General features: G+C 74.1%; 20 protein-coding genes and 1 riboswitch. Of the genes, 12 read left to right on the top strand and 8 right to left on the bottom strand.

Annotated elements, in window-relative coordinates; all coding sequences use genetic code 11:
* Window positions 1-18: 18 nt before the first annotated feature.
* Window positions 19-2,016, bottom strand: a complete 1,998-nt coding sequence (locus ACIQKA_RS19945; protein ID WP_402541762.1) for a SpoIIE family protein phosphatase — start codon at window positions 2,014-2,016, stop codon at window positions 19-21.
* A gap of 400 nt (window positions 2,017-2,416) precedes the next feature.
* On the opposite strand from ACIQKA_RS19945, the gene ACIQKA_RS19950 reads away from it, so the two are divergent.
* Genes ACIQKA_RS19950 through ACIQKA_RS19960 form a run of 3 tightly spaced genes read left to right on the top strand, consistent with a single transcriptional unit; the run spans window position 2,417 to window position 5,606 of the window.
* The gene (locus ACIQKA_RS19950; RefSeq protein WP_383156144.1) at window positions 2,417-3,469 is read left to right on the top strand and encodes an iron-siderophore ABC transporter substrate-binding protein; all 1,053 of its coding nucleotides are present in this window, start codon (window positions 2,417-2,419) and stop codon (window positions 3,467-3,469) included.
* Between the two features lie 14 nt (window positions 3,470-3,483).
* Entirely contained in the window at window positions 3,484-4,518 is a 1,035-nt protein-coding gene (locus ACIQKA_RS19955; RefSeq protein ID WP_383156147.1) for a FecCD family ABC transporter permease, read from the top strand.
* Complete coding sequence (locus ACIQKA_RS19960; protein ID WP_383443736.1) at window positions 4,515-5,606, top strand: FecCD family ABC transporter permease; 1,092 nt, start codon at window positions 4,515-4,517, stop codon at window positions 5,604-5,606. The genes ACIQKA_RS19955 and ACIQKA_RS19960 overlap by 4 nt, the downstream gene beginning before the upstream one ends.
* 68 nt (window positions 5,607-5,674) lie before the next feature.
* Here the strand turns inward: ACIQKA_RS19960 and ACIQKA_RS19965 are convergent, their stop codons facing one another.
* Entirely contained in the window at window positions 5,675-6,244 is a 570-nt protein-coding gene (locus tag ACIQKA_RS19965; protein ID WP_383156152.1) for a histidine phosphatase family protein, read from the bottom strand.
* Window positions 6,245-6,428: 184 nt separating this feature from the next.
* Window positions 6,429-6,508, top strand: a riboswitch (cobalamin riboswitch).
* A gap of 59 nt (window positions 6,509-6,567) precedes the next feature.
* Between ACIQKA_RS19965 and ACIQKA_RS19970 the strand changes: the two genes are divergently transcribed.
* From ACIQKA_RS19970 to ACIQKA_RS19980, 3 genes are all read left to right on the top strand, one after another.
* A complete protein-coding gene (locus tag ACIQKA_RS19970; RefSeq protein WP_053640609.1) occupies window positions 6,568-6,795 on the top strand; it encodes a CbtB-domain containing protein in 228 nt (75 codons plus the stop codon).
* Between the two features lie 14 nt (window positions 6,796-6,809).
* On the top strand, window positions 6,810-7,616 hold the full coding sequence (locus ACIQKA_RS19975; protein WP_402541765.1) for a CbtA family protein: 807 nt from the start codon (window positions 6,810-6,812) through the stop codon (window positions 7,614-7,616).
* 267 nt (window positions 7,617-7,883) lie between these two features.
* The gene (locus ACIQKA_RS19980; RefSeq protein ID WP_391094993.1) at window positions 7,884-8,909 is read left to right on the top strand and encodes a substrate-binding domain-containing protein; all 1,026 of its coding nucleotides are present in this window, start codon (window positions 7,884-7,886) and stop codon (window positions 8,907-8,909) included.
* A gap of 71 nt (window positions 8,910-8,980) precedes the next feature.
* Here ACIQKA_RS19980 and ACIQKA_RS19985 read toward each other — a convergent pair whose 3' ends face one another.
* Window positions 8,981-11,758: a glycosyl hydrolase gene (locus ACIQKA_RS19985; protein ID WP_390108708.1), complete on the bottom strand. Its 2,778-nt coding sequence runs from the start codon at window positions 11,756-11,758 to the stop codon at window positions 8,981-8,983.
* 404 nt (window positions 11,759-12,162) lie between these two features.
* On the opposite strand from ACIQKA_RS19985, the gene ACIQKA_RS19990 reads away from it, so the two are divergent.
* The 4 genes from ACIQKA_RS19990 to ACIQKA_RS20005 all read left to right on the top strand — a co-directional run bounded on the left by ACIQKA_RS19990 (window position 12,163) and on the right by ACIQKA_RS20005 (window position 16,906).
* Window positions 12,163-13,467, top strand: coding sequence for an ABC transporter substrate-binding protein (locus ACIQKA_RS19990; RefSeq protein ID WP_402541768.1), 1,305 nt, complete (start codon window positions 12,163-12,165; stop codon window positions 13,465-13,467).
* An 86-nt stretch (window positions 13,468-13,553) separates the two neighbouring features.
* On the top strand, window positions 13,554-14,519 hold the full coding sequence (locus tag ACIQKA_RS19995; protein WP_402541770.1) for a carbohydrate ABC transporter permease: 966 nt from the start codon (window positions 13,554-13,556) through the stop codon (window positions 14,517-14,519).
* Window positions 14,516-15,436, top strand: coding sequence for a carbohydrate ABC transporter permease (locus tag ACIQKA_RS20000; protein WP_383434112.1), 921 nt, complete (start codon window positions 14,516-14,518; stop codon window positions 15,434-15,436). The genes ACIQKA_RS19995 and ACIQKA_RS20000 overlap by 4 nt, the downstream gene beginning before the upstream one ends.
* A gap of 66 nt (window positions 15,437-15,502) precedes the next feature.
* Window positions 15,503-16,906 (top strand): GH1 family beta-glucosidase, encoded by a 1,404-nt coding sequence (locus tag ACIQKA_RS20005; RefSeq protein ID WP_383156537.1) that lies wholly within the window; start codon window positions 15,503-15,505, stop codon window positions 16,904-16,906.
* Window positions 16,907-16,991: 85 nt separating this feature from the next.
* On the opposite strand, the gene ACIQKA_RS20010 is transcribed toward ACIQKA_RS20005, so the two are convergent.
* Both ACIQKA_RS20010 and ACIQKA_RS20015 read right to left on the bottom strand, forming a co-directional pair.
* Complete coding sequence (locus ACIQKA_RS20010) at window positions 16,992-18,359, bottom strand: carbohydrate-binding protein (protein WP_383156539.1); 1,368 nt, start codon at window positions 18,357-18,359, stop codon at window positions 16,992-16,994.
* Between the two features lie 198 nt (window positions 18,360-18,557).
* Entirely contained in the window at window positions 18,558-19,505 is a 948-nt protein-coding gene (locus ACIQKA_RS20015) for a LysR family transcriptional regulator (protein ID WP_383156542.1), read from the bottom strand.
* Window positions 19,506-19,658: 153 nt separating this feature from the next.
* Between ACIQKA_RS20015 and ACIQKA_RS20020 the strand changes: the two genes are divergently transcribed.
* Window positions 19,659-20,324, top strand: a complete 666-nt coding sequence (locus ACIQKA_RS20020; RefSeq protein WP_402541773.1) for a GPP34 family phosphoprotein — start codon at window positions 19,659-19,661, stop codon at window positions 20,322-20,324.
* 717 nt (window positions 20,325-21,041) lie between these two features.
* On the opposite strand, the gene ACIQKA_RS20025 is transcribed toward ACIQKA_RS20020, so the two are convergent.
* The gene (locus ACIQKA_RS20025; RefSeq protein ID WP_391094998.1) at window positions 21,042-22,007 is read right to left on the bottom strand and encodes a DUF4232 domain-containing protein; all 966 of its coding nucleotides are present in this window, start codon (window positions 22,005-22,007) and stop codon (window positions 21,042-21,044) included.
* Window positions 22,008-22,143: 136 nt separating this feature from the next.
* On the bottom strand, window positions 22,144-23,334 hold the full coding sequence (locus ACIQKA_RS20030) for an aromatic acid exporter family protein (RefSeq protein ID WP_391095000.1): 1,191 nt from the start codon (window positions 23,332-23,334) through the stop codon (window positions 22,144-22,146).
* 265 nt (window positions 23,335-23,599) lie between these two features.
* On the opposite strand from ACIQKA_RS20030, the gene ACIQKA_RS20035 reads away from it, so the two are divergent.
* The gene (locus tag ACIQKA_RS20035) at window positions 23,600-24,805 is read left to right on the top strand and encodes an amidohydrolase (protein WP_391095052.1); all 1,206 of its coding nucleotides are present in this window, start codon (window positions 23,600-23,602) and stop codon (window positions 24,803-24,805) included.
* Window positions 24,806-24,898: 93 nt separating this feature from the next.
* Here ACIQKA_RS20035 and ACIQKA_RS20040 read toward each other — a convergent pair whose 3' ends face one another.
* Entirely contained in the window at window positions 24,899-26,365 is a 1,467-nt protein-coding gene (locus ACIQKA_RS20040; RefSeq protein ID WP_402541776.1) for an aminotransferase class I/II-fold pyridoxal phosphate-dependent enzyme, read from the bottom strand.
* Between the last annotated feature and the right edge of the window lie 221 nt (window positions 26,366-26,586).

The raw sequence follows: 26,586 nt of genomic DNA on the forward strand, positions 1-26,586 counted from the left end.
CGCAGATCGGAGGCGTTTTCACCCTCCCCGGACGACCGGTTCCGCGCGGAAGGCGATCATGGCGGTGTCGTCGCGGTGGTCGGAGAGGTCCTGGAGGAGACGGAGCAGGTCGGGCAGATCCTCGTCCCGGTGGAGCGCGGCCGCCCGCAGGAGGCGGCTCTGCCCGGTGTCGAGGGAGGTGCCGGGGGTCTCGATCAGCCCGTCGGTGTACTGCAGGAGCGTGTCGCCGGGGGCGAGGGCGTGCGCGTGGGTGGTCCTGGGGAGTTCGGGGGCGACGCAGAGCGGCAGGTCCTCGCCGCCGCCTTCGAGGAAGCGGGGCTCTCCGCGCGCGGGGATCAGCAGGGGCGGCGGGTGTCCGGCGTTGGACCAGGTCATCCGCCAGGTGCCGTCGGGGCACCGGTGCAGGTGGGTGTGGACGACGGTGGTGAAGGAGCCGACGTCGAGCCCTTCGGCGGCGTCGTCGAGCATGGCGAGGACGGCCGCCGGCGTGCACTCGGGCCCCTTGTTCCAGGCGAGGCCGCGGAGCATGCTGCGCATCTGGCCCATGACGGTGGCGGCACCGAGGTCGTGCCCCGCGACGTCCCCGATGTCGAGGACGACGGTGCCGTCGGGGAGCGTGATGGCGTCGTACCAGTCGCCGCCGATCTCGTTGGCCGGGCTGGCCGGCTGGTAGCGGGCGGCCAGGACCGTCCCGGGCACCTCGGGCGGGCGGGTGAGCTGGGCGCGCTGGAGGCGCAGCGCGGTGCGGCGGGCCTGCTGGAGGTCGAGGACCTTGCGGATGGGCCGCTGCGCGTGGTGCAGGACCTCGCGCAGCAGCTCGACGTCGGCGGGCTCGGGGACGGGGGTGTCCCCGCTGGTGGCGGCGGTGGCGTATCCGAGGACGATGTCGTCGACGACCAGGGGGACGAGGGTCATGCTCGTGGCGCCGGACGCGGCGAGCCACCGTTCGGTGACCTCCGGCACCAGGCCGGGCGGGATCCGGCCGTCCACCGGCAGCCGGAACGTCCTCGGCTCGCGGCTCTCCAGCACCTCCCGCATGGCCGGGGTGACCGTGACGCTCTGCCCCATCGGCGCGGGCGCGGGCGGGAGTCCGGGGCGGGTGGCGGAGGCGACCCGCCGGGCCGTGACCGTCGCGTGCTCCGGGAGCGGCCACTCCTCGTGGGAGAGGAGCAGGATCACGCAGGCGTCGGTGAGGTCGGGGACGACCGAGTCCGCCACCGCGGCGAACGCGGCGTCCAGGCCGCCGCCCGACGTCTGTGCCACCCGGGCGAGGAGGTGCTCGCGCAGCTCCGCGCCCCAGGTGTCCTCGATGTCGACGGTGGCGGCGATCCACTCGTCGGCGCGCCCGTCCCGCACGATGGGGACGCAGCGCGTGGCCATGTGGCGGTAGGAGCCGTCGACCGTCCGGAGCCGGAAGGTGTTCTGGTAGATCTCGGGGGGCCGCCGGGCGAGCGCGCTCCGCCAGGCGTCGACGAGCGCCTGCCGGTCCCGGGGGTGGATGTGGGCGTACATGTCCTCGCCCTCCCGGTCGGGGAGGGGGGTGCCGGTCAGCTTCTCCCAGCCGGGGACGATCTCCTCGACGTGCCCGTTCGCGCGCACCACCCACACCATCTGGGAGACGGCCGTCACCAGGGCCTCGAAGCGCTGGAGCGCGCGGGTCTCGGCGGTGGTCTCCAGGGTCACGACCAGGACCCCGTCGCCGATCGGGGTGGCGACGGGGGTGCAGGAGGAGACGAAGTAGCGGACCTCCTCCGGGCCGCCGGGTGCCGGCAGGAGGGATTCGGTGAGCTGGCGGGGTCGTCCGGTGGTGAGGACGTCGTCCAGGACGGACAGGAACCGCTCGGCGGCCGGTTCCGGATAGGCCTCCCGGGCGGGCCGGCGGAGGGGGCGGGCGCCGAGCATCCTCTTGTAGGCCGCGTTGACGTAGAACAGCAGGTGGTCGGGGCCCGCGAAGAGCGCAACCGCCGCCACGGTCGCGTCGAACAGCTTCGGATCGAGGGCCCTCGCCGGGCTCATCGCCCGTCCGCCCCTGTCCGGGCCGGCGGGAGGCCCGGCCGTCCGCCGTGCAGGTGGCGATCAGGTGCGATCATCCTGTGAGCCTTTCGTCCTACCGACACGTGAGCCCCTGCATCCTCCAGGGGACCGTGCCGCGGGGGCCCGCGCCACACGGGCGGCTACCCCGTTCGTGTGCGCCCCGAACGTCACTCGTGCCGCTTCCGGCCCTTCCCGTTCTCACCCCTCCGGTGCCCCTTGCGGACCCCCCGCCGAAGATCGACCCCCCTGGCGTTCGAGCACGAGAACGAATAGGTTAGGCTCACCTAACAAGCGTTCGCGACGGCCGCCGCCTCTACGTGATCACGTCCGGAGAGGCGTGGGCGCGGCCTCGCACACCTCTGCCCGGAGACAAGGAACCGTCATGCCTTCTGTGTTCACCCCTCTTCGCCGCCGCGCCCTCGTGGCGGGGGCCGCCGCGGTCTCGCTCGGCCTCATGGTGACCGGATGCGGTTCGGACGAGAAAAAGGACGACGCGGCGGGCCCGGCGTCCAAGGCTCCGGCGGGCGCGTTCCCCGTCACCATCAAGAGCGCCCTCGGCGAGGCGGTCATCAAGGAGAAGCCCAAGCGCGTCGTCACCCTCGGCCAGGGCTCCGCCGAGACCGCGATCGCCCTCGGCAACGTCCCGGTCGGCATCGAGGAGTACCCCTGGGGCAGTGACAAGACCGGCTACCTCCCCTGGATCCACGAGGCCGTGACGAAGTCCGGCGCCACGCTCCCCAAGCAGTTCAAGGGCGGCGAGGAGCTCGACATCGAGGCCATCACCGAGCTGGAGCCCGACGTCATCCTCGCCCCGTGGTCCGGCCTCACCCAGAAGCAGTACGACGTCCTCAAGGACATCGCGCCGACCGTCGCCTACCCCGAGAAGGCGTGGAGCACGAACTGGGACCAGCAGATCGAGATCGTCGCCAAGGCGCTCGGTCAGCCGGAGAAGGCCGAGGAGCTGGAGTCGAAGATCGACAAGCAGCTCGCCGACGCGGCCGCCTCCCGCCCGAACTACAAGAACGTCACGTTCTCGTACATCTACAACACCGGCCCCGGCACCCTCGGCGTCTTCAAGCCCGAGGAGCAGCGCGTCGCGATGGTCTCCAAGCTGGGCCTCAAGGTCGACCCGGTGGTGAACACCTTCAAGGAGACCGAAGGCACCGACTCCGCCCTGATCGGCCTGGAGAACGCCAACAAGCTGTCGAACAGCGACATTGCCTTCACCTTCTACATGGACGAGAAGTCCCGCAAGACGGTCGAGGCCCAGCCGCTGTACGCGGCCATCCCGGCCGTGAAGAAGAACGCGCTCGTCTACAGCCACGACACCCCGTTCGTCACCGCCTCCTCGATGATCAACCCGCTGACGGTGCCGTACAGCATCGAGCGCTACCTGCCGATGATCGACAAGGCCGTCGCCAAGGCCGGGAAGTAACAACGGATTCCGGCGTGACCACACTCTCCCGGACCGTCCAGGGCCCCGCCGACGTACGGCGGGGCCCTGCCCGGTACCTAGCAGCAGCCGTCCTGTGCCTGGTCCTGCTCGCGCTGGCCCTGCTCGCCAGCGTGATGTTCGGCAGCAAGCCGACCTCCCTCCCCGACGTCCTGCGGGTCGTCACCGGCGGCGGGGACGACTACCTCCGCACCGTCGTCGAGAGCCGCTACCCGCGCACCGCCCTCGGCGTGCTCGCGGGCCTCTGCCTCGGGATCGCCGGCACGCTGATGCAGGGCATCACCCGCAACCCGCTCGCCGAGCCGGGACTCCTCGGCATCAACGCGGGCGCGTCGGCGAGCATCGTCGCCGCCACCGCGTTCCTCGGCGCGTCCGGGCAGCGGGAGACCATCTGGTGGGCCCTCGCCGGCGCCCTGGCGACCGGCGTCCTCGTCCATGTCGTCGGCACGGCCGGCGGGGGCGGCAGTCCGGTGCGGCTCGTGCTGGCCGGCGCGGTGCTCTCCGCGATCCTCGCCGCGTTCATCCAGGCCGTCGCGCTGTCCCGGCCGAAGGTCTTCGACACGTACCGCTACTGGGTGGTGGGGTCGCTCGGCGGGCGCGGTTTCGACGTCCTGTGGGACGTGCTGCCGTTCGCCGCGGCCGGGCTGCTCCTCGCCCTCGTCCTCGCCCCCGGGCTCAACGCCATGGCGATGGGCGACGACAAGGCCGCCTCGCTCGGCATCAGCCCCGCCCGCGTCAAGGGCGCCGGGCTGCTCGCCGCGACGCTGCTCAGCGCGGCGGCCACGGCGGCGGTCGGCCCCATCGCCTTCGTCGGTCTCGCCGTCCCGCACCTGGTCCGGGCCCTGGTGGGCGCCGACTTCCGGATGCAGATCCTGTTCACCGCGCTCGCGGGCCCCACGCTGCTGCTCCTCGCGGACGTCGTCGGCCGGGTCCTGCTGCGCCCCGAGGAGCTGATGGTCGGCGTCGTCACCGCGTTCGTGGGCGCGCCCGCGCTGCTCTTCGCCGTCCGTCGCATGAGGGGAGCGGCATGAAGACCGCCGACCGGACCGAGATCCGGACCGGGGCTCCGGCCCCGGCGCCGTCGCGTCCCGCGGGGCGCGTCCTCGTGCGGATCGGCCCCCGGGTCGCGATCCCCGTGCGCCGCTCCTCCCTGACCGCCGCCGTGCTGTCGGTGCTGCTCCTCCTGGGGGCGGGCGTGGCGACGCTCACGATGGGCAGGCTGGGCATCGACCTCGCCGATCTGCCGTCGGCGCTCATGGGCGAGGCGACGGGCAAGAACGCCTTCGTCCTGAACCGGCTGCGCGGCCCCCGGCTCGTGGTGGCCATCGCCACCGGCGCGGCCCTCGGCCTGTCCGGGGCCCTGTTCCAGTCGGTCACCCGCAACCCGCTGGGCAGCCCCGACGTGATCGGGCTCAGCGCCGGTTCCGGCGCGGGGGCCGCGGCCGCCGCGCTGTTCTTCCCCGACACCGTCCCGGTCTCCGTCGGCTCCCTGGTCGGCGCGGTCGCCGCCATGGGGCTCGTGTACGTCTCCACCGGGACCGGGTTCCGCAACCCGGGACGCCTGGTCGTGGCGGGCATCGGCGTGGCCGCCATGTCGACGGCCCTGACCCAGTACGTGGTCTACGCCGTGGAGCGCGACAAGGCGAGCGCCCTGACCGCGTACATCAACGGCAGCCTCTCCGCCCGCTCCTGGGACGACGCGACGGTCATCTGGGTGGTGCTGCTCGTCTGTCTGCCGCTCGCGGCGCTGCTCTCGCGGCCGCTGAACATCGGCGAGATGGGCGACGACCTCTCCACCGGTCTGGGCGCCCGCCCGGACCGGACCGCGACGGCGGCGGTCGCCCTGTCGATCGTGCTGTCCGCGGGCGCGGTCAGCGTGGCCGGCCCGATCGCCTTCATCTCCCTGACGGCGCCGCAGATCGCCAAGCGGGTCACCCGCGGCGGCGGGCCGCAGCTCGTCATGTCGACCGTGCTGGGCGCCCTGCTCCTGGTGCTCGCCGACCTCGCGGCCCAGCAGCTTCCGCTCTTCGACGACCTGCCGGTCGGCCTCTACACGATGGCCGTCGGAGGGGCGTACCTGGGCTACCTGCTGCTGAGGGAGTGGAGGCGGACCGTCTGAGGCGCGCGGACGACGGGAAGGGGAGGGAACCTCAGGTGGTTCTCTCCCCTTCCCGTCGTCCCGTTCCGTCACCCGGTGAGCGGCTCGCCGACGCGCAGGTTCCAGCGGCCGCCGCGCCCGCTGAGGTGAACGGCCGTCAGGGGGCGGACGTCCAGGCGGCGGGCGGTCCCGTCCGGGACCCCGAGGGCGTGGACCGCGGCGGCGCGGACGACGTCCGGTTCGACGACGGCCGTGACGCGCCCCGATCCCTCCTGGAGCGCGTCCAGCCAGGCCCCGACCCGGACGCGCAGGTCGCGGAGGGACTCCCCGCCGTGCGGGGCGGCCTCCGGGTCGGACAGCCAGGCGCCGAGGGCGGCCTCCTCGGTGGCGGCGACGTCCTCCAGGGTCCTCCCCCGCCACCGCCCCATGGCGCAGCCGGCCAGACCGGCCGCCGGCTCGGCGCGCAGGCCGAGGGCCCGGGCGGTGCCGAGGCAGCGTGCGGACGGCGAGGCGTACGCGCGCGCGGCGGGGCCGAAGGCGGTCGCGAGGGCCTCGGCGCGGGCGAGCCCCACCGGATCGAGGGGGCCGTCGTCGTCGAACCGGACCTCGCGCAGCGCGTCGCTCGCGGCGGGCGGGACGAGCGTCAGCCGGACCGTCATCGGAATCCTTCCCGGTCGGCGCCCGCGCGGGCGGCGGGCCGGTCCCCCGTACGGTACGGGCCGCGGGGAGGCGGGCGCTCCGGCCGGGGGCGCACGGAACGTGATCCGGGCCTCACGCCCTTAACAATGTCCACGTCACGCGGTACGGTCGGGCGACATCTGAACAGCGTGACGACGGCGAGACGGAAGTCCGGTGGGAACCCGGCACGGTCGCGCCACTGTGTGCCGAGGCGTCCCGGGTGAGGGGGCCGCGGCGAGTCAGACCCGTGGACCGTCGTCCTGCACCACCGTTCGGGACGCGTGTTCCCGCAGGAGGTTTCATCATGGCCGAGGCTGCCGTTTCCGCTGCCGTTTCCACCCCGTCCGTGGCCGTACCGGCTCCGCTGCCGGTACGGGCCGTACTGCCCTGGGCCTTCTTCGTCGGCCTTCTCGCGCTGATCGCGCTGTACTTCGTGGGCGCGGAGCAGGGTGCCACCTCCCTCTTCGCGGGCTCCGACGTGCACGAGTGGGTGCACGACGGGCGCCACCTGCTCGGCTTCCCGTGCCACTGAGAGGCGACGAACACATGCACGCCTCGACCGTGAGAACCCTGCTGATCCGCGGCATGCTCGCGGGTCTGATGGCAGGTCTGTTCGCCTTCGCCGTGGCCTACGTGGGCGGTGAGCCCTCCGTGGACGGCTCCATCGCCGTGGAGGAGGCCCAGGCCGCCCAGGAGGCGGCCCACGCCGGACACGGCGGCGGCGCCGGCGAGGAGGCCGAAGAGGAGGAGGTGGTCAGCCGCTCCGTGCAGTCCACCTTCGGCCTGGCCACCGGCGTCCTGGTCTACGGGGTGGCGCTGGGCGGCATCGCCGCGCTCGCCTTCTCGTTCGCGCTCGGCCGTATCGGCCGGTTCAGCCCGCGGGCCACCGCGGCGCTGACCGCGGCGGCGGCCTTCACCACCGTCTGTCTGGTGCCGTTCCTGAAGTACCCGGCGACCCCGCCGGCCGTCGGCAACCCCGACACCATCGGGAAGCGCACCACCCTGTTCTTCCTGATGATCCTGCTCAGCGTGCTGCTCGGCGTCGCCGCGGTGGTCCTCGGCCGTCGTCTGGCGCCGCGCCTGGGCAACTGGAACGCGAGCCTGGTGGCGGGCTTCGGCTTCGTCGCCGTGACGGCCCTCGCCTTCGCGGTCCTGCCGGCGAACGACGACGCGGTCAAGGCGGGCTTCCCGGCGAAGCTGTTGTGGGAGTTCCGCCTGGCCTCGCTCGGCGTCCAGGTCGTGCTGTGGGTGGTGTTCGCCGTCGTCTTCGGCCTCCTCGCCCAGAAGGCGCTGGCCGCCCGTACGTCCGACGCGGAGGCTCCGGCCCGGGCCGAGGTCCCGGCCGCGAGCTGACCGGCTTCCCGTCCGACCGCACGGAACCGCCCCGCGTGCCCCGGCACGCGGGGCGGTTCCGCGTCGCGGGCGGCTCTCCCCGTTCCCGGGGCGCCCCGCCGTCACGCGGGGGCGAGCGGCCGGAAGCCGGACGCGTTCGCCTTGGGAGCGCTCTCAGAAGGTGGGGGTTACAGATATCCTGGACCGGACGAGAACGCGCACCGTACCCGTGCGCGCCCCGTACGACCCGGTACACCGCCCAGCCGACGCAGTCGAGGAGCGCCCGCCTTGTCCGAGCAGACCACGGGGTCCCGCCCCACGCTGGAAGCCGTCGCCGCGCGGGCCGGCGTCTCCCGCGCCACGGCCTCCCGGGTCGTCAACGGGGGCGCCGGCGTGCGCGCCCCCCTGGTCGAGAAGGTGCGCAGGGCCGTCGACGAGCTCGGTTACGTCCCCAACCACGCGGCCCGCACCCTGGTGACCCGGCGCAACGGAGCCGTGGCCGTGATCATCGCGGAGCCCGAGTTCAGGATCTTCTCGGACCCGTTCTTCGAGCAGCAGGTGCGCGGCATCAGCCGGGAACTGACGGCGCACGACTCGCAGTTGGTGCTGCTGTGGGTGGAGGGCCCGGGGGACCACGAGCGGATCGCCCGCTATCTCGGCGGGGGCCACGTCGACGGCGCGCTCGCGTTCTCGCTGCACAGCGACGACGCCCTGCCGGCGGTGATCGAGGGGGCGCGGATCCCGGTGGTCGTCGGCGGGCGGCCCGCTCCCGGCACCGATCCGGCCGTGCCCTTCGTCGACTGCGACAACCGGGGCGGCGCCCGGGAGGCGGTGCGGCACCTGGTGGGCCTCGGGCGCCGGAGCATCGCCCACATCTCCGGCCCCGCCGACCAGACCTCGGCGATCGACCGGCTGCGCGGCTACCGGGACGTCCTCCTCGACGCCGATCCGGAGCTGCTGTGCGCGGGCGCCTTCACCGAGGAGAGCGGTGCGCGGGCCATGGCGGAGCTGCTCGACCGGCGGCCGGACGTGGACGGGGTGTTCGTCGCCAACGACCTGATGGCGTCGGGCGCGCTGCGCACCCTGCGGGAGCGCGGGGTGCGGGTGCCGGAGGACGTGGCGGTCGTCGGCTTCGACGACATGGCCTCGGTGGTCGACCGGACCTCGCCCGCCCTGACCACCGTGCACCAGGACGTCGAGGGCATGGGCCGGCTGATGGTGAAGCTGCTGATGCGGCTGCTGGACGGGACCGGGCCCGAGATCCCGGGCTCCGTGATCACCCCGACCTCGCTGGTCCGCCGCGCCTCCGCCTGACGCGCGGGAAGGGGCGGCGGGCCCGGGTGACGCACCCGGGCCCGCCGCCCCGTTCCCCGCTACCCGCGGGGTCAGTCGTACGGGATGACCACCACGGAGCGGTCCGTGCCCGTCTGGAGCCGCGCGTCGCCGTTGCCGATCGCGCCCCAGACCTCCAGGCGGACCGTTCCGCCGCGCAGGTTGCCGAGCGTGCCGGTGGCGGACTTCAGGCCGCGGGACTGGGCGTACTCCTCCCAGCCCGTCACCGGGTCGGTCGCGAAGTAGTGGTACGTCTCCGTGCGGTCGAAGGTGCCGTCGCCGGTGAGGTCGTAGCTGATCCGGGCCTGCTGGCCGAGGCCGACCGACGTGCCGGCGTCGACCTGGAGCCGGAAGGCGGTCGAACCGCCCGCCCGGAGCGTGCCGTTGACGTTCTTGGCGACGTAGACGAGCGGCTTGTTCGGGGTGCCGTCGTGGTTGCCGCCCTGCGCCGAGGCGAGGGTGTCGCTGCCCGCCGCGGCGCCGGTGGCCGTGGTGAGCGTGCCGCCGGTGCGGAGCTGGAAGGTGTTGCCGGTGCCCGGCTCCGGGTCGGGGTCGGGACCGGGGCCCGCCGTGCCGTTGCCGGAGGCGGTGGAACGGGCCGGGACGGAGAGGGACTTGCCGTCGGAGAAGGTGACCGTGCGGGCGGTCGAGCCGTGGTTGTGGGCCACGTAGGTGCGCGTGGTGCCCTTGGTGAAGACGGCGGAGGTGGGGATCGATCCGGTGACGGTGGCGTCGGGGGCGCCGAGCGTGTCGAGCGCGGTGAGCCAGTGGTAGGTGTGGGCCTTGGACTCGCCGGCCTCCGGGGTGTATCCGGCGTGCCCGGCGTCCCACTTGGCCTTGGCGGCGCCGGGGTCGGCGAGGGACTGGAACTCCCAGAGGATGTCGCGCCACTCGACGGCGGGGCCGCCGTTCTCGCGCTCCATCTCGGCGATGTTGCGCCGGATCGCGTCCTTGCGGCCGCCGAGGTGGAGCGAGCCGCCGCTGGTCACGGGCAGGACGTTGATGCCGTGGATCTCCTCCGGGTTGGCGGTCCACCAGGTGGAGTAGGCGCCGCCGCTGCCCCAGACCATGCCGACGGTGTCGTGCTGGAAGGAGCCGGGGAAGACCTGCTGGTCGGCGTCGAACCAGTACTGGGCGATGGCCTCGCCCTCGGTGGTCAGGAGGTACGTGCCGAGGTCGCGCAGGGAGGTGTCGCCGGTGGCCGCGCCCCAGAGGACGAGGGCGGCGCTGAGGTTGGTCGACTCGGAGGACGACTCCTGGTTGTTGCCGGCGGCGAAGCCCTGGTGGCCGCTGGCCCAGCTGTGTCCGGCGTAGACGTCGAAGCCGCGCAGGAAGGGGAAGGCGCTGTCGGTGCGGCTGGGGTTGGCGGTGTCGCGGACCAGGGTCTTGACCATGGTCCCCCAGGCGGAGTCGGCGGCCCAGTTCGGGTCGTACTGGGCGACGATCGCGGCGGCGTACACGTAGTAGCCGTAGTGGAAGTGGTGGTCGTTGAGCTCGGTGTCGCTGCCGTAGGAGGCCGGGTAGCCGGTGAGGGTCTTCCAGGCCCTGTCGTACGAGAACTCGGTGGCGCCGCCGGCCGTGAACCACTCCTGGAGGCGGCCCTTGACCAGGCCGAGGAGCTTGTCGCGGATCGCGCCCTCGCCGATCTGGTCGGCGAGCGGCACGAGCTGGGCGAGCTTGCCGAGGGCCTTGCCGGTCCAGTAGGTGTCGACGGCCCCGGAGAACGGGTCGGAGGAGTTCGCGACCTCGTTCAGGTGGCCGCGCAGGCGGGCCGTGTCGACGCCGGCGCCGGGCAGGCCGGGCAGGGTGGCGGCGGCCTTCTGGGTGGTGGTGAAGGAGGCCGCCTCGCGGACCTTCATGGTGCCCCGGGGCGAGACGTAGGTGTACGGGGTCAGCGGGTCGGTGGTGTGCAGCCACTGGTGGCGGTAGAGCGCCTGGAGGGTGCCGCGCTCGGTGCCCTCCCTGGCCTCGGTGGTGAGGCCGTAGGTGGCGCGGACGGTGCCGGCGTCGTAGCTCCAGTTCACCGTGGAGCCGGTGACGAAGCTGTAGGCGTACTTGCGGTACGTGGCGAGCGCGTCGGTGGAGGGCAGCACGGCGACGGAGAAGTAGTCCTTGCCGCCGAGTCCGGCGGTGATGGTGGAGCCGGAGACGTTCCAGTCCGTGCCGCTCGGCGAGAAGAGGGCGTAGTGGTGGCCGCCGACGGTGATGCCGAGGACGTTGCCCTGGTCGGAGAAGACGGTCGGCGCGGTGGCGGTGGTGACGCGGGCGTCGCCGCCGGTGCCCCTGGCGTACACGAAGGGCAGGCCGTGGCCGATGGTGGTGCGCAGGGTGCGGGCGCCGTCGGACCAGTAGGGGGTGACGGTCCAGTCGGACCAGGCGTCGGCCTTGGTGTCGGGCGAGTTCAGACCGGTGAGGCCGAGGGTGAGGTCGCGCTTGTGGGCGAACTCGTACTGGCGCCCGTCGCCGACGATCGCGGGGCTGGTGGGGTAGCCGACCTCCAGGCCGCCGGAGACGGCCTGGTAGGTGAGCGGGTGGCCGTACATGGGGGTGGAGTACGGGTTGTCCCCGTAGCGCTGGAAGGCGAGGGAGGACCACCAGTCGTTGGTGGGGACGGGCTTGCCCTGGGCGGCGGCGGTGACCTTGGGGGTCACGGGGGCGCCGGTGTTGGTGGTGGGTCCGGAGGTACCGGCGGGGCGGGTGTCGGAGTAGCTTCCGGCGCCCGCCGGGACGGTGGCCGCGGCCGCCGGGGCGGCGGCCGGGCCGAGTCCCACGGCGGCGAGGGCGGAGACCAGGACCAGCGCTGCGGCGGGCCGGGTGCGGGGGGATGGCATGAAGGGGCACCTCATGTCGTCTGCGGCGGATGGAGCTCGGGGAGCTCCGAGGGGGTTGAGCTCGGGGAGCTCCGAGGGGGTGGAGCTCGGGGAGGGACGGACGGAGCCGCCCGGACGGTGGCGGATGGAGCTCGGACGGGGGTGCGCGGAGCGGGGAGGTCCGTGTTCGAGAGTCCGGAAGCCCGGCCTCCAGAATGGCTGAGAGCGCTCTCAGAGTGACGGAAACGTAAAACCCTGGAAACGAGCGTGTCAAGAGGTTGAACACGGGCGGGAGTTGGCGCCTCTTCTCGTCCGTTACGCCTTCGAGCCTTGACGGATGCACCGTGACACGGGCACGCTCCCCACGCACGCTTGAGAGCGCTCTCAACCGCTCTCGCTCGTTCCGGAGCCAAGGGAGGCTTCCCATGCCCATCGCCCGAGCCGCCAAGAGAGCCGTCGTCCGCCTGGGTGCGGTCACGCTCGCCGGGGCCCTGCTCGCCGCCTGCGGCGGGTCGTCGGACGACTCGTCCTCGGACAGCGCGGGAGGGAAGGTCACGATCACCGTCGATCTCTTCGGCTCCTTCGGATACAAGGAGGCCGGGCTCTACGCCGAGTACGAGAAGCTCCACCCCGGAGTCACGATCAAGCAGACCGACACCGAGGACGAGGCCGACTACTGGAAGTCCCTCCAGACCCGGCTCGCGGGCGGCGCCGGCCTCGCCGACGTGCAGGGCATCGAGGTGGGCCGCATCGCCTCCGTCACCCAGCAGCAGGCCGACCGCTTCGAGGACCTGAAGAAGTACGGCGCGGACTCCCTGAAGGACCAGTTCGCCCCGGCCAAGTGGGCCGCCGCCACCGGCAAGGGCGGCGAGGTCCTCGGCCTCGGCACGGACGTCGGCCCGGAGGCCATGTGCTACCGCACCGACCTCTTCGAGCAGGCCGGGCTGCCCACCGACCGCGAGGAGCTCGCGAAGAAGTGGGACACCTGGGACGGCTACCTGGAGCTCGGCAAGCGGTACAAGGCGAAGGCCCCCGCCAAGAGCGCCTGGCTCGACAGCGTCGGCAGCCTCTACTCGATCATGATCGGCCAGGAGAAGGAGCGCTACTACGACGCCTCCGGGAAGCTGATCTGGGAGCAGAACCCCGCCCTGCGCTCCGCCTGGGACCACGCCGTCCAGGCCGCGGACGCCGGTCTGAGCGCCAAGCTCGACCAGTGGTCCCCGCAGTGGAACCAGGCCTTCTCCGCCGGTTCCTTCGCCACCATGCCGTGCCCCGCCTGGATGCTCGGCTACATCAAGGGCCAGGCCGGAGAGGCCGGCAAGGGCAAGTGGGACGTCGCCGAGCTGCCCGGCGGCGCCGGCAACTGGGGCGGCTCCTACCTGGCGGTGCCGAAGGCCGCGAAGCACAAGAAGGAGGCGTACGAGCTGATCAAGTGGCTCACCGCCCCCGAGCAGCAGACCAAGCTCTTCCAGAAGCAGGGCAACTTCCCCTCCGCCACCGGCGCCATCGAGAAGGTCGCCGACGCGAAGGACGCGTTCTTCTCGGACGCCCCCATCGGCAAGATCTTCGGCGAGGCGGCGAAGGAGGCCCCGGTCCAGGTCCTCGGCGTTCACGACCAGAACATCGCCCAGCAGATCACCAACGCGCTGAGCGAGGTCGAGCGCAAGGGCGTCTCGCCCGAGAAGGCCTGGTCGAACGCCAAGAAGGGCGTCGAGAACACCATCGGCTGACCCGCGCCGCCGGACGGACGCCCCCGGGAACGGGGGGTCCGTCCGCCCCGCCTCCCCCGCTCCGACACCCACCGAAGGGCCGCACCGTGACCCTCACCGCACCCGAGACGCCGGCCCGGCCGAAGCCGGTCGTGCCGCCCCGGCGCCCCGGACCCGCCCGGCGGACCTGGCAGAAGGTCTCCCCGTACGCCTACCTCGCCCCGTTCTTCACCCTGTTCGCCGCCTTCGGCCTCTTCCCGCTGATCTACACGGCCTTCGTCTCGCTCTACCGGGTGGAGCTCCAGACACCCGGCGACATGGAGTGGCGCGGGCTCGGCAACTACACCGCGCTCTTCGGTGACGAGTACTTCTGGACCGCGCTGCGCAACACCTTCACCATCGGCGTGCTCTCCACCGTGCCGCAGCTCGTCATGGCCCTCGGCCTGGCGCACCTGCTGAACTACCGGATGCGCGGCCGGACCTTCCTGCGCACGGCGGTGCTGCTGCCGTACGCCACCTCGGTCGCCGCCGCCACCCTCGTCTTCGCCCAGCTCTTCGGGCGGGACTTCGGCCTGATCAACTACGCGCTCGGACTCGTCGGCGTCGACCCCGTCGACTGGCAGAACGGCACGGTGGCCTCGCAGATCGCCGTGTCGACGGTCGTCGTCTGGCGCTGGACCGGCTACAACGCCCTGATCTACCTGGCCGGCATGCAGTCGATCCCGGACGAGCTGTACGAGGCGGCCGCGATGGACGGGGCGTCGCGGTGGCGCCAGTTCTTCCACGTCACGCTGCCCGGGCTGCGGCCCACCATCCTCTTCACCGTCATCGTCTCCACGATCGGCGCGACCCAGCTGTTCGGCGAGCCCCTGCTGCTCGAAGGGTCGATCTCGGGCGGCATCTCGCACCAGTACCAGACGCTCGGGCTCTACATGTACGAGCAGGGCTGGGGCTTCTTCCACCTGGGCCGGGCCGCGGCCATCGCCTGGGTGATGTTCCTGCTCATCGTGGCGCTGGTCGGGCTGAACGCCCTGATCGCGCGCCGCCGTTCCCGCAAGGAGGCCGGCCGATGACCGCGCCGATCGCCCCGGCGGCGCCCGCCGCTCCCCCGGCCGCCCCCTCCGCCCCGGAGCCCGGCCGGGCGCCGCGCCGGGGGGCCTCCCGGGCGGGCCGCACCCTGCACGCCGGCCCCCTCGCGTACGGCATCCTGATCGTCGCCGTGCTGTTCTCCGCGTTCCCGTTCTACTGGACGATCGTCGCCGCGAGCCGCTCCAACGCCGATCTGGCGAAGGTCCCGCCGGCGCTCCTCCCGGGACCGAACCTGATCAAGAACTTCGAGGCGGTCCTCGAAGAGGCCGACATCGGCAAGGCGCTGCTCAACTCGTTCGTCGTCTCCGGGTCGGTCACCCTCGGCACCGTGCTGTGCTGCACCCTGGCCGGCTTCGCCTTCGCCAAGCTGCGCTTCAGGGGCCGGGGCGCGCTGCTCGCGGTCACCGTCGGCACCATGATGATCCCGCCGCAGCTCGGCGTGATCCCGCTGTTCATGCTGATCGCCGAACTCGGCTGGGTGAACCAGCTCCAGTCGGTGATCCTGCCGGGCCTGGTCTCCGCGTTCGGGGTGTTCTTCATGCGCCAGTACCTGGTGCAGTCGCTGCCGGACGAGCTGATCGAGGCGGCCCGGGTCGACGGCGCGTCCACCGCCAGGATCTTCTGGTCGATCGTCGTGCCGATCGCCCGGCCCGGCATGGCCGTGCTCGGCCTGCTGACCTTCATGGCCTCGTGGAACGACTTCTTCTGGCCCGTCGTCGCCCTGTCCTCCTCCGAGCCCACCGTCCAGGTCGCCCTGCGCCAGCTCGGCGGCGGCTACGTCCACGACCAGTCCGTGATCATGGCGGGCACGCTGCTCGGCACCCTGCCGGTGCTGCTCGTCTTCGGCCTGCTCGGCCGGCAGATCGTCGGCGGCATCATGCAGGGCGCGGTCAAGGGCTGACCGCCCCCGCCGCCCCTCCCCCTCCCCCTCCCCACAGAACGTCTCACCCCAGGGAGTTCCCACCCCATGACCGCGCTCGACGCCCGCACCGACCCGGCGACCACGCTCCGCTTCCCCGAGGGCTTCCGCTGGGGCACCGCCACCGCCGCCTACCAGATCGAGGGGGCGGCGGCCGAGGACGGCCGCACGCCGTCCATCTGGGACACCTTCAGCCGTACGCCGGGCAAGGTCCGCAACGGCGACACCGGCGACATCGCCGCCGACCACTACCACCGGCTCGACGAGGACGTCGCCCTGATGCGCCGGCTCGGCGTGACCGACTACCGCTTCTCGATCGCCTGGCCCCGGGTCCAGCCCACCGGGCGCGGCCCGGCCGTGCGCAAGGGCCTGGACTTCTACCGGCGCCTGGCCGACTCCCTCCTGGAGGCCGGCATCCGGCCCGTGGCGACGCTCTACCACTGGGACCTGCCGCAGGAGCTGGAGGACGCGGGCGGCTGGCCGCACCGGGAGACCGCGCACCGCTTCGCCGAGTACGCCGGGATCATGGCGGACGCGCTCGGCGACCGGGTGGCGACCTGGACCACGCTCAACGAGCCGTGGTGCGCCGCCTTCCTCGGCTACGGCAACGGCGTGCACGCGCCGGGCCGCACCGACGACCTGGCCGCGCTGCGCGCCGCCCACCACCTCAACCTGGCGCACGGCCTGGGGGCGCGGGCGCTGCGCGGCGCGCTGCCCGCGTCCGCCGAGGTGTCCCTGACCCTCAACCTGCACGCCGTACGGGCCCTCACGCAGTCCCCCGAGGACCTGGACGCGGCGCGCCGGATCGACGCCGTCGGCAACCGGATCTTCCTGGACCCGGTCTTCCACGGGCGGCTCCCGGAGGACCTGGTCCGCGACACCGCGTCGGTCACGGACTGGTCGTTCGTCCGGGACGGGGACCTGGCGGCGGCGGCCGCGCCGATCGACTCCCTCGGCATCAACTACTACTCCCCGTCGGTCGTCGCGGCGGGCTCCTCGGAGTCGCCGGCGCCGTGGGCGGGCGCGGAGCGGCACGTGCGGTTCGTGCCGGCGCCGGGACCGCGCACGGCCATGGACTGGCCGGTGGACGCGAACGGGCTGCACGAGCTGCTCGTCCGGCTGCGGGACGAACTGCCGGGCGTGCCGCTGGTGATCACGGAGAACGGCGCGGCGTACGACGACTACGCCGACCCGTCGGGGAACGTGAAGGACCCGGAGCGGGTGGCCTATCTGCACGCGCACCTGGCGGCGGTGCACCGGGCCCTGGCGGACGGGGCGGACGTGCGCGGCTACTTCCTGTGGTCGCTCCTGGACAACTTCGAGTGGGCGTACGGCTACAGCAAGCGCTTCGGCATCGTCCACGTGGACTTCGCGACGCAGCGGCGCACGCTGAAGGACAGCGCCCGCTGGTACGCGGAGGTGATCGCCCGGGGCGGCCTCGCGGAGGAGTGAGGGATCCGGACACGGCGAGGAGGGGGTGCCGCGGCACCCCCTCGGAGCCGCGGCACCCCCGGTCACCGCGGGGACGGACCTGGTGTCACACGCGCTGCCACAGGGCCGGGACGTTGGACGGCTCCCAGCCGGTCTGGGCCTGGTGGCCCTGGAGGCAGCGGTAGGTGCCGCCGCCGTAGGTGACGGTGTCACCGGCCTTGTAGACCTTGCCGACCGCCCAGGTGCCGCCCGGCTCGGGCTCGCCCGGACCGGGGCCCGGGCCCGGGTCGGTGGTGGTCTTCAGGGTCAGGCCGTAGTTCTGGAGGATCGGGTTCAGCGGCTGGAAGAAGGTCGTGCCGCCGCTGGAGCAGTTGCCGGAACCGCCCGAGGTCACGCCCTGGGCCTGGCTGCCGGAGATGTACGAGCCGCCGGAGTCGCCGGGCTCGGCGCAGACCGTCGTGCGGGTGACGCCCGAGATGGTGCCCTCGGGGTAGGTGACGCTGGTGTTGTGCTGCTGCACGGTGCCGCAGTGCCAGCCGGTGGTCGAGCCGGAACGGCACACGGAGGAGCCGACGGGCTGGAGGACCGAGCCGGTCACCTGGACGTTGGCGCCGCCCGAGCCCTTCACGTACGGGGTGGCGGTCCAGTTGGAGTTGGCGGCGACCCAGGCCATGTCGTTGCCGGGGAAGACCGAGGCCTGGAAGCTGCCCTGGGCGACCTGGTTGTAGCCGCTGGTGGAGGTGCCGGCGCGGCCGCAGTGGCCGGCCGTCGCGAAGCCCTGGGTGGTGCCCTTGGTGATCGGGAAGCCGACGGAGCAGCGCCCGCTGCCGTTCATGTAGTACGCGTCGCCGCCCCGGAGGTCGTACAGCGGGCGGGGCGCCTCGGCGGTGCGGACCACCTTCACCAGGCCGCGGGGGACGCCGGTGGCCGCGACGAGCCGCGCGCCGGCCCCGGCCCGTGCCTCCTCGACGACGAGGACGTTGGCGCGGACGTCGACGTACCGGACGGGCGCCTCGGCGGTGGCGGCCCGGTCCAGGGCCTCCTTGGCCCGCTCCAGGGCGGTCAGGCCGTGCGTCACGACCTCGGCGCGGGCGCCCGCGGCACGGATCGCGGCGGCGTCGGCGGCGCGGGTGGTGGCCACGGTCAGGGTGCCGGACTCGGCGCCGTCCACCCAGGCGCCGGCGAAGGCGCCGCCCAGGTCCAGGCGGAGTCCGGCGGCCCTGGCCCCGGCCTCGGCCTCGTTGGCGAGCCGGTTCTCGGCCTGGGCGCGGGTGAGGCCCAGGTCGCGCTGCATGGCCCGGAGGAGCTCGGGCTGCGCGGAGGCGGCGCCGAGGGCGTCGGCGGCCGTTCTCACGGTGGGGGCGCGGTCCTTGTCGTGCGGCGCCGCGGTGGCGGAACCGGCCTGGAGGCCGGCCAGTGCGAGACCGGCGGCGGCCAGCACGGTACACGCCGTGCGGGCGTGTCGTCGGAGCATGGGGAGTCTCCTCGGTTGGCGGTGGGGGATCTGCTGAAACCGTAGGGATCCCGCCGGGGAGACGGCAGTTGCCAGTCGGCCCCTGCCACGGCGTTATGCCCGGGGCGAAGGGCTTCGGATGCGGAGGGGGCACACGGGAGGGCGGTCGCGGGGCTTCGGGTACGGGGGCTTCGGCGGGCACGAGGGTGTTCGGGCGGGTCAGCGCGGGGTGCCCTCGCGGGGTGCCGGGGCCGCCGTGCGACCGGCGCTGCGGGCGAGTGCCTCCTCGTGGGCGGCCCTGGTGTGGTTCAGGACGGCGGCGGCCCGGCCGGCGGCGCGGCCCTCCGGGTGCCAGCCGAGCAGGTGGCGCCAGACCAGGGGCGCGCCCGCGAGGGGCCGGGTCACGAGGCCGGGGGTGAGGGGGAAGGTGGCCCGGCACAGGCCGACGGCCCGGCCGACCTGGACCAGGTGCACGCAGGAGGCGGTGTCCGTCTCGTACACGCAGGCCGGGGTGAACCCGGCCCGTACGCACGCGGCGGCGAAGCAGTCGCCGAAACAGCCGTCGCCGGGCACGTCGGTCCAGGCCTCCGCCGCCAGTTCGGCCAGGTCGATCTCGGTGCGGGGCGCCAGTGGGTGGTCGGCGGCCAGCATCACGTACACCGGGTCGCGGGCCACCTCCGTCCAGGCGAGCCGGCCCGCCTCGGGCGGGCCGCTCTCGCCGCAGACCCCGACGAGCGCGAAGTCGAGCCGGCCCGCGACCACCCCGCCCGCGATCTCCCGCTCCGACCAGGAGGTGTGCGTGGTGACGGGCGTCCCGGGATCGGTGCGGGCGATCCGGTCGACGAGGCCGCCGAGCAGCGGACCGTGCGTGCCGCCGAGCCGGTAGCCCTCCGCCCCGTCCCGGGCGAACCGCACCGCCTCCTCCTGGAGTTCGCACACGGCGGGCAGCACCACGCGGGCGCGTTCCAGGACGAGGTCGCCGAGCGCCGTGGTCCGCACCCCCTCCCGGCCCCGCTCGAACAGTTCGCCGCCCAGGGCGCGTTCGATCCGCTTGAGCTGGGCGCTGAGGGCGGGCTGCGCGAGGCCGAGCGCGGTGGCGGCCCTGGTGAGGCTCCCCGCGTCCGCGATGGCCCGGATCGTCTTGAGGTGCCTCAACTCCAAGTCCATACGGAGAGCTTGGCGTCCCGCGACCGGGAGGTCCAGACCAACGACGGCCCTCCACCGGGGGAACCAGGGGAAACGTCCTGTCGTCCATCTGCACGAAAGGACGGTCGACCGGAAGAACGGTCGCCGGGAACGCACGACAGCAGGAGGTACTGAGTGACGGTCACGCTCGCGGAGGAGATCATGCTGCTGTCCCTCGACGACGAGTCGGGGGCGGCGAAGGAGAAGCAGTCCGCCGCGTGGGCCGTCGCCGGCGCCATCCTGCTCGACCTCGTCCTGGCCGGGCGCGTGGCGGTCGACGGGGGACGCCTCCGGGTGGCGGACACGACGCCCACCGGCGTCCCGCTCCTCGACGAGCGGCTGCGGCAGATCGCCGAGTGGGCGGGGCGGAAGAGCCGGGTCCCGAAGGTCACCGAGTGGCTGACGAAGGACTACCACAAGGCCGTGAAGGCCGCGACCGACAGCCTGCACGGGCGGGGGCTCGTCCGCGCCGAGCAGCGCAGGGTCCTGGGGATCCTCCCCGTCACCCGCTACCCGGAGGCGGACGGCTCCGTGGAGCGCGAGCTGCGGGACAGGCTGCGGGCCGTGGTCCTCGGCGGCGCCGTGCCCGACACCCGCACGGCGGGCCTCGTCGCGCTCCTCCACGGCGCGAAGCTGCACCGCGTCGCCTTCCCCGACGTGCCGCGCAAGGAGATCACTCCGCGCCTGGAGGCGATCGCGGCCGGCCAGTGGGCGGCCGAGGACGTGCGCCGCGCGATCCACGACATGCAGGCGGCGATGGTCGTGGTCATGGCGGCCACGGTGGTCACGGTCGCGAGCTGAGCGCCTGGTCCGGGCCGACCGGGGCCCGGTGCGGGCCGGAGATTCGTCGCGGGTCGGAGATTCGTCGCAGCTCGGGGTCCGGCACAGCTCGGGGACCCGTCACGGGCCGGGGGCCCGGCACAGGCCGGAGTCCGGCGACCGGGCGTCGACGGTCGGGCGACCCGACCGTTCACGGCCAGGGTCCCGTCGCGGCCCCGACCGGACGGGGCCCGGGGCAGGCCGGAGATTCGTCGCAGCTCGGGGTCCGGCACAGCTCGGGAACCCGTCACGGGCCGGGGGCCCGGCACAGGCCGGAGCCCGACGGCCGAGCGTCCGACGGTCGGGCGACCCGACCGTTCACGGCCAGGGCCCCGTCGCGGCCCCGACCGGACGGGGCCCGGGGCGAGCCCCCACGGCTCGCCCCGGGTCCGGCCCGGTCGGAGTCCCTCACTCACGCGTCCGGGCGGAGACCGTCCTCCACACGTCGGGGCGGAGTCCGTCCCCCGGGCGTCCGGGCGGGCCCGGAACGACGCGCACCGGGGACCGCTCCGGGCTCCGCCCCCGCCGGGGCGCCCGCCGCGACGGCGGCGGCCCCGGCCCTTCGGTCCGGTCCGGCCCTCCGGTACGCGTCGACAGCCGGGCCGGAGCGGTCGGTCGCACCGTCCCGGCCTGCTGACGCGCACCACCCTGCCGGTCGCCGCTCACGTCCCGCTGTCGTTCCGCTAACGCCCGCGGGGGTCACCGCCCCTTCTCCTTCTTCCAGGGGCCGACGCCGAGCTTCCCCGTCGTGCCCAGGTCGAATTCGGGGATCACCGTGACCGGGGCGGCGCCGGGCTTCGCCCACACGCGCGCGTAGGGGGCGTTCACGGGGCCCTCGGTCACGCTGTCGACGGTGTTGCGCCAGACCAGACCCGCGTGGGCGCGCTCCCCCGGCGCGAGGACGAGCTGCTCGGGCGGGCCGTCGGCCCCGGTGGCGCTCGCGATCGCGCCGCCGCCCTCCAGGACCGATACGCCGTCGGGCCGGACGTGGTCCTCGTCGAGGGGTTCGACGCGGGGATAGCCCTTGAGCCGGTACGGCCGGGTGCCGCAGTTCTCCAGGTGGAGGCCGACGACGCGCAGCCCCATCGCGGCGTCGCCCTCGTCGGCGTACACGCGCACGCCCGTGGGCGGGCAGGCGCCCCCTCGGGAGGACTCCTCGGCCGCCGGGACGCTCCTCACCGTGAGGACCTCGGCGCGCACCGGCCCCGACGCCGCGTCCGGGGAGATGCCCTCGGGGGTGACGGTGCGGCGCACGGTCCGGCCGGGGGCGACGTCCCGGACGGTCTCCTCCGGGTTCACCAGCCCCCTGCCCGTCCGCGCCGACAGGAACCGGAACGTGACGGTGTAGGTGAAGGGCTCGGTCCCCCGGTTGGTGACGGAGTACGTGGCGCAGGGGCGGGTCCGGTCGGCGCCGGGGGCCGTGCCCGTACCGATGACGACGACCTCGTCACCGCCCGGCGACGCGCCTCCGGCGGGCGCCCCGGAACCGGTGGACGCCTCCGCGCCGGCGGGCGGTCCCGAACCGGTGGCCGCTCCGGCTCCGCAGTCCTGGGCGGCGGAGGGGGCCGCGGACGCGGCGGTTCCCGGTCGTTCGGTTCCGCAGGCCGTGAGCACCAGGAGACAGGCGGCGGGAAGGGCGAGAGCGGGGAGGGGGGTGCGGCGCATGGGGAGAGTCGATCAGTCCCGGACCGCCCCGACCGTGACGGAAGCCACCCCTCCGGTAACAGGCCTGTCACAGCGCGCCGCCGCCGGGGGCTTCGCGGGGCGGCGGCGCGAGGCGGCCCGGAGCGCGCGACGGCTTTCAGCCGCGCGTGTCGGCGGCGAGGTCCGCCGTGTGCTTGATCTCCTCCAGGATGCGCGCCGCCTCCACGAGGACCGTGCCGTGCACGGACCACTCGCCCTCCCGGCCGGGGCGGTCGGCCCGGGCCGTGGCCGCCGCCACCTCCTCGTAGCGGCGCTCGGCCTCCTCCAGGCCTCGGTGGAGGCGGGCGGGGTCGCCCGGCCCCTGGGGCGGGGCGAGGCTTTCGAGCGTCTCGGCGGTGGCGTGCAGCAGTTCGGCGTAGGAGGCGGCGAAGTCCGCCGAGACGGACGCCTCGAAGGAGCGCCGGGGCCCACCGGAGGGGCGCCGGGGCTCGTAGGTCAGGGCGCGGGCGACGGACCGGACGTGCGTGCCGATGCGCTCGACCATGCCGATGGTCTCGTGGCAGCGCCGGAGCGAGGCCTGGGCGCTGTTCCAGGGGCGGCGGGGGTTGAGCCTGGTGTTCTCCTGCTCCCTCTCGAGCACCGTGCGCGCGTGCGCCGCCCGGGCGGCCAGCTCCTCGCAGCGGCGCGGCCAGTCCTCCTCGCGCGCCCCCTCGCCGTCGGTCTTGGCGGCGGCGGTCCGGGCCAGGTCGCGCAGGAGGGTGTGCGTGCGGGCGGCCAGCTCCTCGACCCGGCGCCGCGCCGTGTCCGTGTGCGGCGAGGGGGCGAAGGCGAAGTGGGCGGCGAGGCCGCAGCACACCCCGATGGCGGCGGACGCGACCAGGGGGCCGATGTAGTCGATCCGCCCGCCGCCGCCCGCGAACGCGAAGAGGGCCACCACCGGGACCTGGGCCCCCTGTCCTCCGAGGAGGTGGAGGCGGGCCGCCGCGAGGGCGACGAAGACCAGGACGCAGAGGGTCCAGGCGTGGACGCCGACGGTGCTGCCGAAGCCCGCCGCCACCGCCGTGCCGATCGCCATGGCCGCCAGGTACTGGGCCGAGTCCCACATCGAACGGTAGACCGTGGCCTGGAGGGCGAGGAGCGCCGTGAACGGGGCGAACGCCGTGACGTTCGTGGGCAGCAGCCACGAGGAGAGGCTCCAGGCGACGGTCGCGGCGGCCGCGCCCTTGGCCTGGAGCAGCAGCCCGTCGCGCGCCTCGCCCGGTCCCCGTACCGCGTCCCCGAGGGTCGCGCGGGCGGTGCGCCACCGGCTCCGGCACCAGTCACCCGCCCGGATCTTCGTTGCGGACACGCCTCTCCCGTCCTCCGTCGGTGCTCGTGTCCGCCGCGCCTACCCGCCGCGAGGGGATGTACGTGTGCGTCCCGCGTCCGGAGAGGCGCCGGCGGTCGCCCGGCGGTCGGAGAAGAAGCGGCCGTTCCGGGCATCGTGCGCGCCGGACGTGGAAGACGCGGGGGTGTCGGAGACCGTTCGCACCGGAGGAGACGCCGTGTCCCGCACCCCGGAAGACCGCACCCCGGAATCCCGTGTCCCGGAGGAGTCCCGTACCCCGGAAGCCGTGTACGCCCGCGTCGGGAAGGAGGTGGCCGCCCGGGCGGACCGCCTCTGGGACGTGGGCCTCGCGCTGCACCGCGAGCCCGAGACGGCCTACGAGGAGCACGGGGCGTCCCGGCTCCTCGCGGACGAGCTCGAACGGGAGGGCTTCCGGGTGGAGCGCGGCGTGGCGGGGCTGCCGACCGCCTTCGCCGCGCGGGCGGGCGGGGAGGGCGGACGGGGCACGGCGGGCGGGAGGCCGTGCGTCGCCCTGCTGATGGAGTACGACGCGCTGCCACTGCTCGGCCACGCCTGCGGGCACAACCTGATCGCGGCGGCCGGCCTCGGCGCGGCGCTCGCCGTACGGGCGGCGCTCGACGGGGACGGGGACGGGATCGGCGGGACGCTGCTCGCCGTCGGCGCCCCGGCGGAGGAGCGCGGCGGCGGGAAGGTCGCGGAGGTGGAGGCGGGCCTGTTCGAGGGGGTGGACGCGGCCCTGATGTTCCATCCCGGCGTGTACGACTGGAGGTGGGCCCCGCTGACGGCCAGCGCGCAGATCAGGGTGGGGTTCCACGGCCGGGCCGCGCATCCGACGGGCAGCCCCACGGAGGGGATCGACGCGCTGGGGGCCCTGATCCAGCTGTTCAACGCGCTGGGCGTCCTGCACAAGCGCCTGCCCTCCGGGTCGCACGTCCAGGGGATCGTGACGGACGGGGGCCGGGCCACGAACATCGTCCCCGAGTACGCGGAGGGCCTCTTCGGGCTGCGCGGCGGGACCACGACCGCCCTGGAGGAGCTGGTGGAGGAGCTGCGCACCTGCGCCCGGGGCGTGGCGCTGGCCACCGGCACGACGGTGGAGGTGACCGACGTGGGCGGCCGGTACGAGCACTTCCGCGACAACGACGTGCTGTCCGGTCTCTTCGCCGGGCACCTGGAGCGGGCGGGCGTCCGGCTGACGGAGCCCGAGGCGGGCGTCTACCTGGGGTCGTCGGACATCGGGAACGTCAGCACGCGCGTACCGGCGATCCATCCGTTCCTCGCGATCATGGGCGCGGACGGCTCGGACCACACGCCGGAGTTCGCGGAGGCGGCCGCCGGGCCGCGGGCGCGGCGGGCGATGCTCGCGGCGGCCGGGGCGCTCGCCTGCACGGCGGTGGACGTCCTGCTGCGGGCGGACGTGCCGGAGCGGGCCTGGGACCGCTTCCGGGAGAAGGCCGCGGCGGGGCTGTGACGCGGACCGGTCTCCCCTCGGTTCCGGGGCGGGCGGGCACGGCCGCCCCCGGCCCCGAAAGGGCGGGGGCCGGGCCCCGGGGAGACCGGAACGTCAGTCCTCGGCGGTCACGCGTACGGTCTTCACCTGCGTGTCGGCGGCGTCCGGGACGACCATCCCGGCCTCGACGCCGCTGCGCAGGTACCGCAGGACCTCGGCGTTGAGCCGCTCGCCGGGCAGGGCGGCGGGAATGCCGGGCGGGTAGGGCGTGAGCATCTCGGCGGCCACCCGGCCGGCGGCCTTGTCCAGGGGCACCTGCTCGACCCGTCCGAAGAAGGCGTCGCGCGGGAGCATCGCCTGCTCCAGGCGCAGGTCGGCCGGGTCGGGCACCTCCACCCGGGGCGCGGGCCGCAGCTCGTCGGCGTGCGCGACGGCGTCGCGCAGGGCGTCCAGCAGGAGCTGGGCGCTGTGGATGTCGTCCGCGTGGGTGAGCTGGGCGCTGGTGCGGCGGTGGTCGGACAGGTGCAGGTTGACGTGGTGGCGCTCGCGGATCCAGTCGGCGACGCGGTAGCCGGTGGTGTCGAGTCCGGTGATGTCGACGATGACCTGGAGGGGGTCGAGGTCGGCCGCGCGGCCGGGGCCGCAGAAGTCGTCGCGGCCGTGGACGCGCAGGCCGGCGATGCCGTCGATCCGGGTCCGCACCGTCTTGGCCAGGGAGAGCGCGTCGTCGTAGAGGGCGTGACCGTGCTGGACCATCTGGCGGCGCCAGCCGTCGAGGGCCGCGTACACCAGGACGGAGGGGCTGGTGGTGCCGAGCAGGTCCTCGCGGTTCTTGAGGACCTCGGGGTCGATCAGGTCGCCCTGGAGGTGGAAGACCGAGCCCTGTTCGAGGCCGGAGCCCATCTTGTGCACGGAGGTCACGCACACGTCCGCGCCGGCGTCCATCGCCCAGGTCGGCAGGTCCGGGTGGAACGGCAGGTGGGCGCCCCACGCCTCGTCGACGACGAGCGGTACGCCGTGCTCGTGGCAGACGTCGGCGATGGCCCTCAGATCGGAGCAGGTGCCGTACGGGGTCGGCGTCGTGACCAGGGCGCCCCGGGCGTCCGGGTGCTCGGCGAAGGCGGCGCGGAAGGCGTCGGCGGACGGCGGATGGGCGAGGTGGAGATCGGCGTCCCACTGGGGGTCCACCCAGACCGGCACGATCCCGGCGAGCACGAGGCCGGACACCACGGACTTGTGGGCGTCCCGCCCCACGAGCAGCTTCTCGTGGGGCCCCGCGACGGACAGCATGGCGGCCTTGACCGAGAGCGAGCTGCCGCAGGTCGAGAAGAACGTGTGCTCCGCGCCGACGGCGTCGGCCATCAGCTCCTGCGCCCCGGCGAGGACGCCCCTGGACGACGTGCGGTCGTCGAGACCGCTGGTGGCCAGGACGTCGGACCGGAAGACTGCGTCCCCGAGGACCGCGCGCACGCGGGCGTCCGCGCCGCGGCCCTGCTTGTGGCCGGGCGGGGTGAAGGGGGTCTGGTTCTCCGCGTGGTAGGCGGCCAGGGCGTCGAGCACGGGTGCTTGTGAGTGGTCCATGCTGTCTCGACTTCCCCGCCGAAACGGACAAAAACCCAGGTGGACGGCACGGAGAGTGTGTGCGGCGTGACGCTCCGGAAGGAATGATCCCCGGCCGGACGGGCACTCGCCCTACGGAGCGGGTCGCCGCGCGCCCCGTACCGAGGGGCGCCCGGGCGCCTGCTCCCTGTCTTCGAGGAGTCTGCAGTGAGTGATGCACATGAGGTCGAGGAGGGCTGCGA

This window comes from Streptomyces sp. NPDC092045 (assembly GCF_044756005.1).
Classification (GTDB): Bacteria; Actinomycetota; Actinomycetes; order Streptomycetales; family Streptomycetaceae; genus Streptomyces.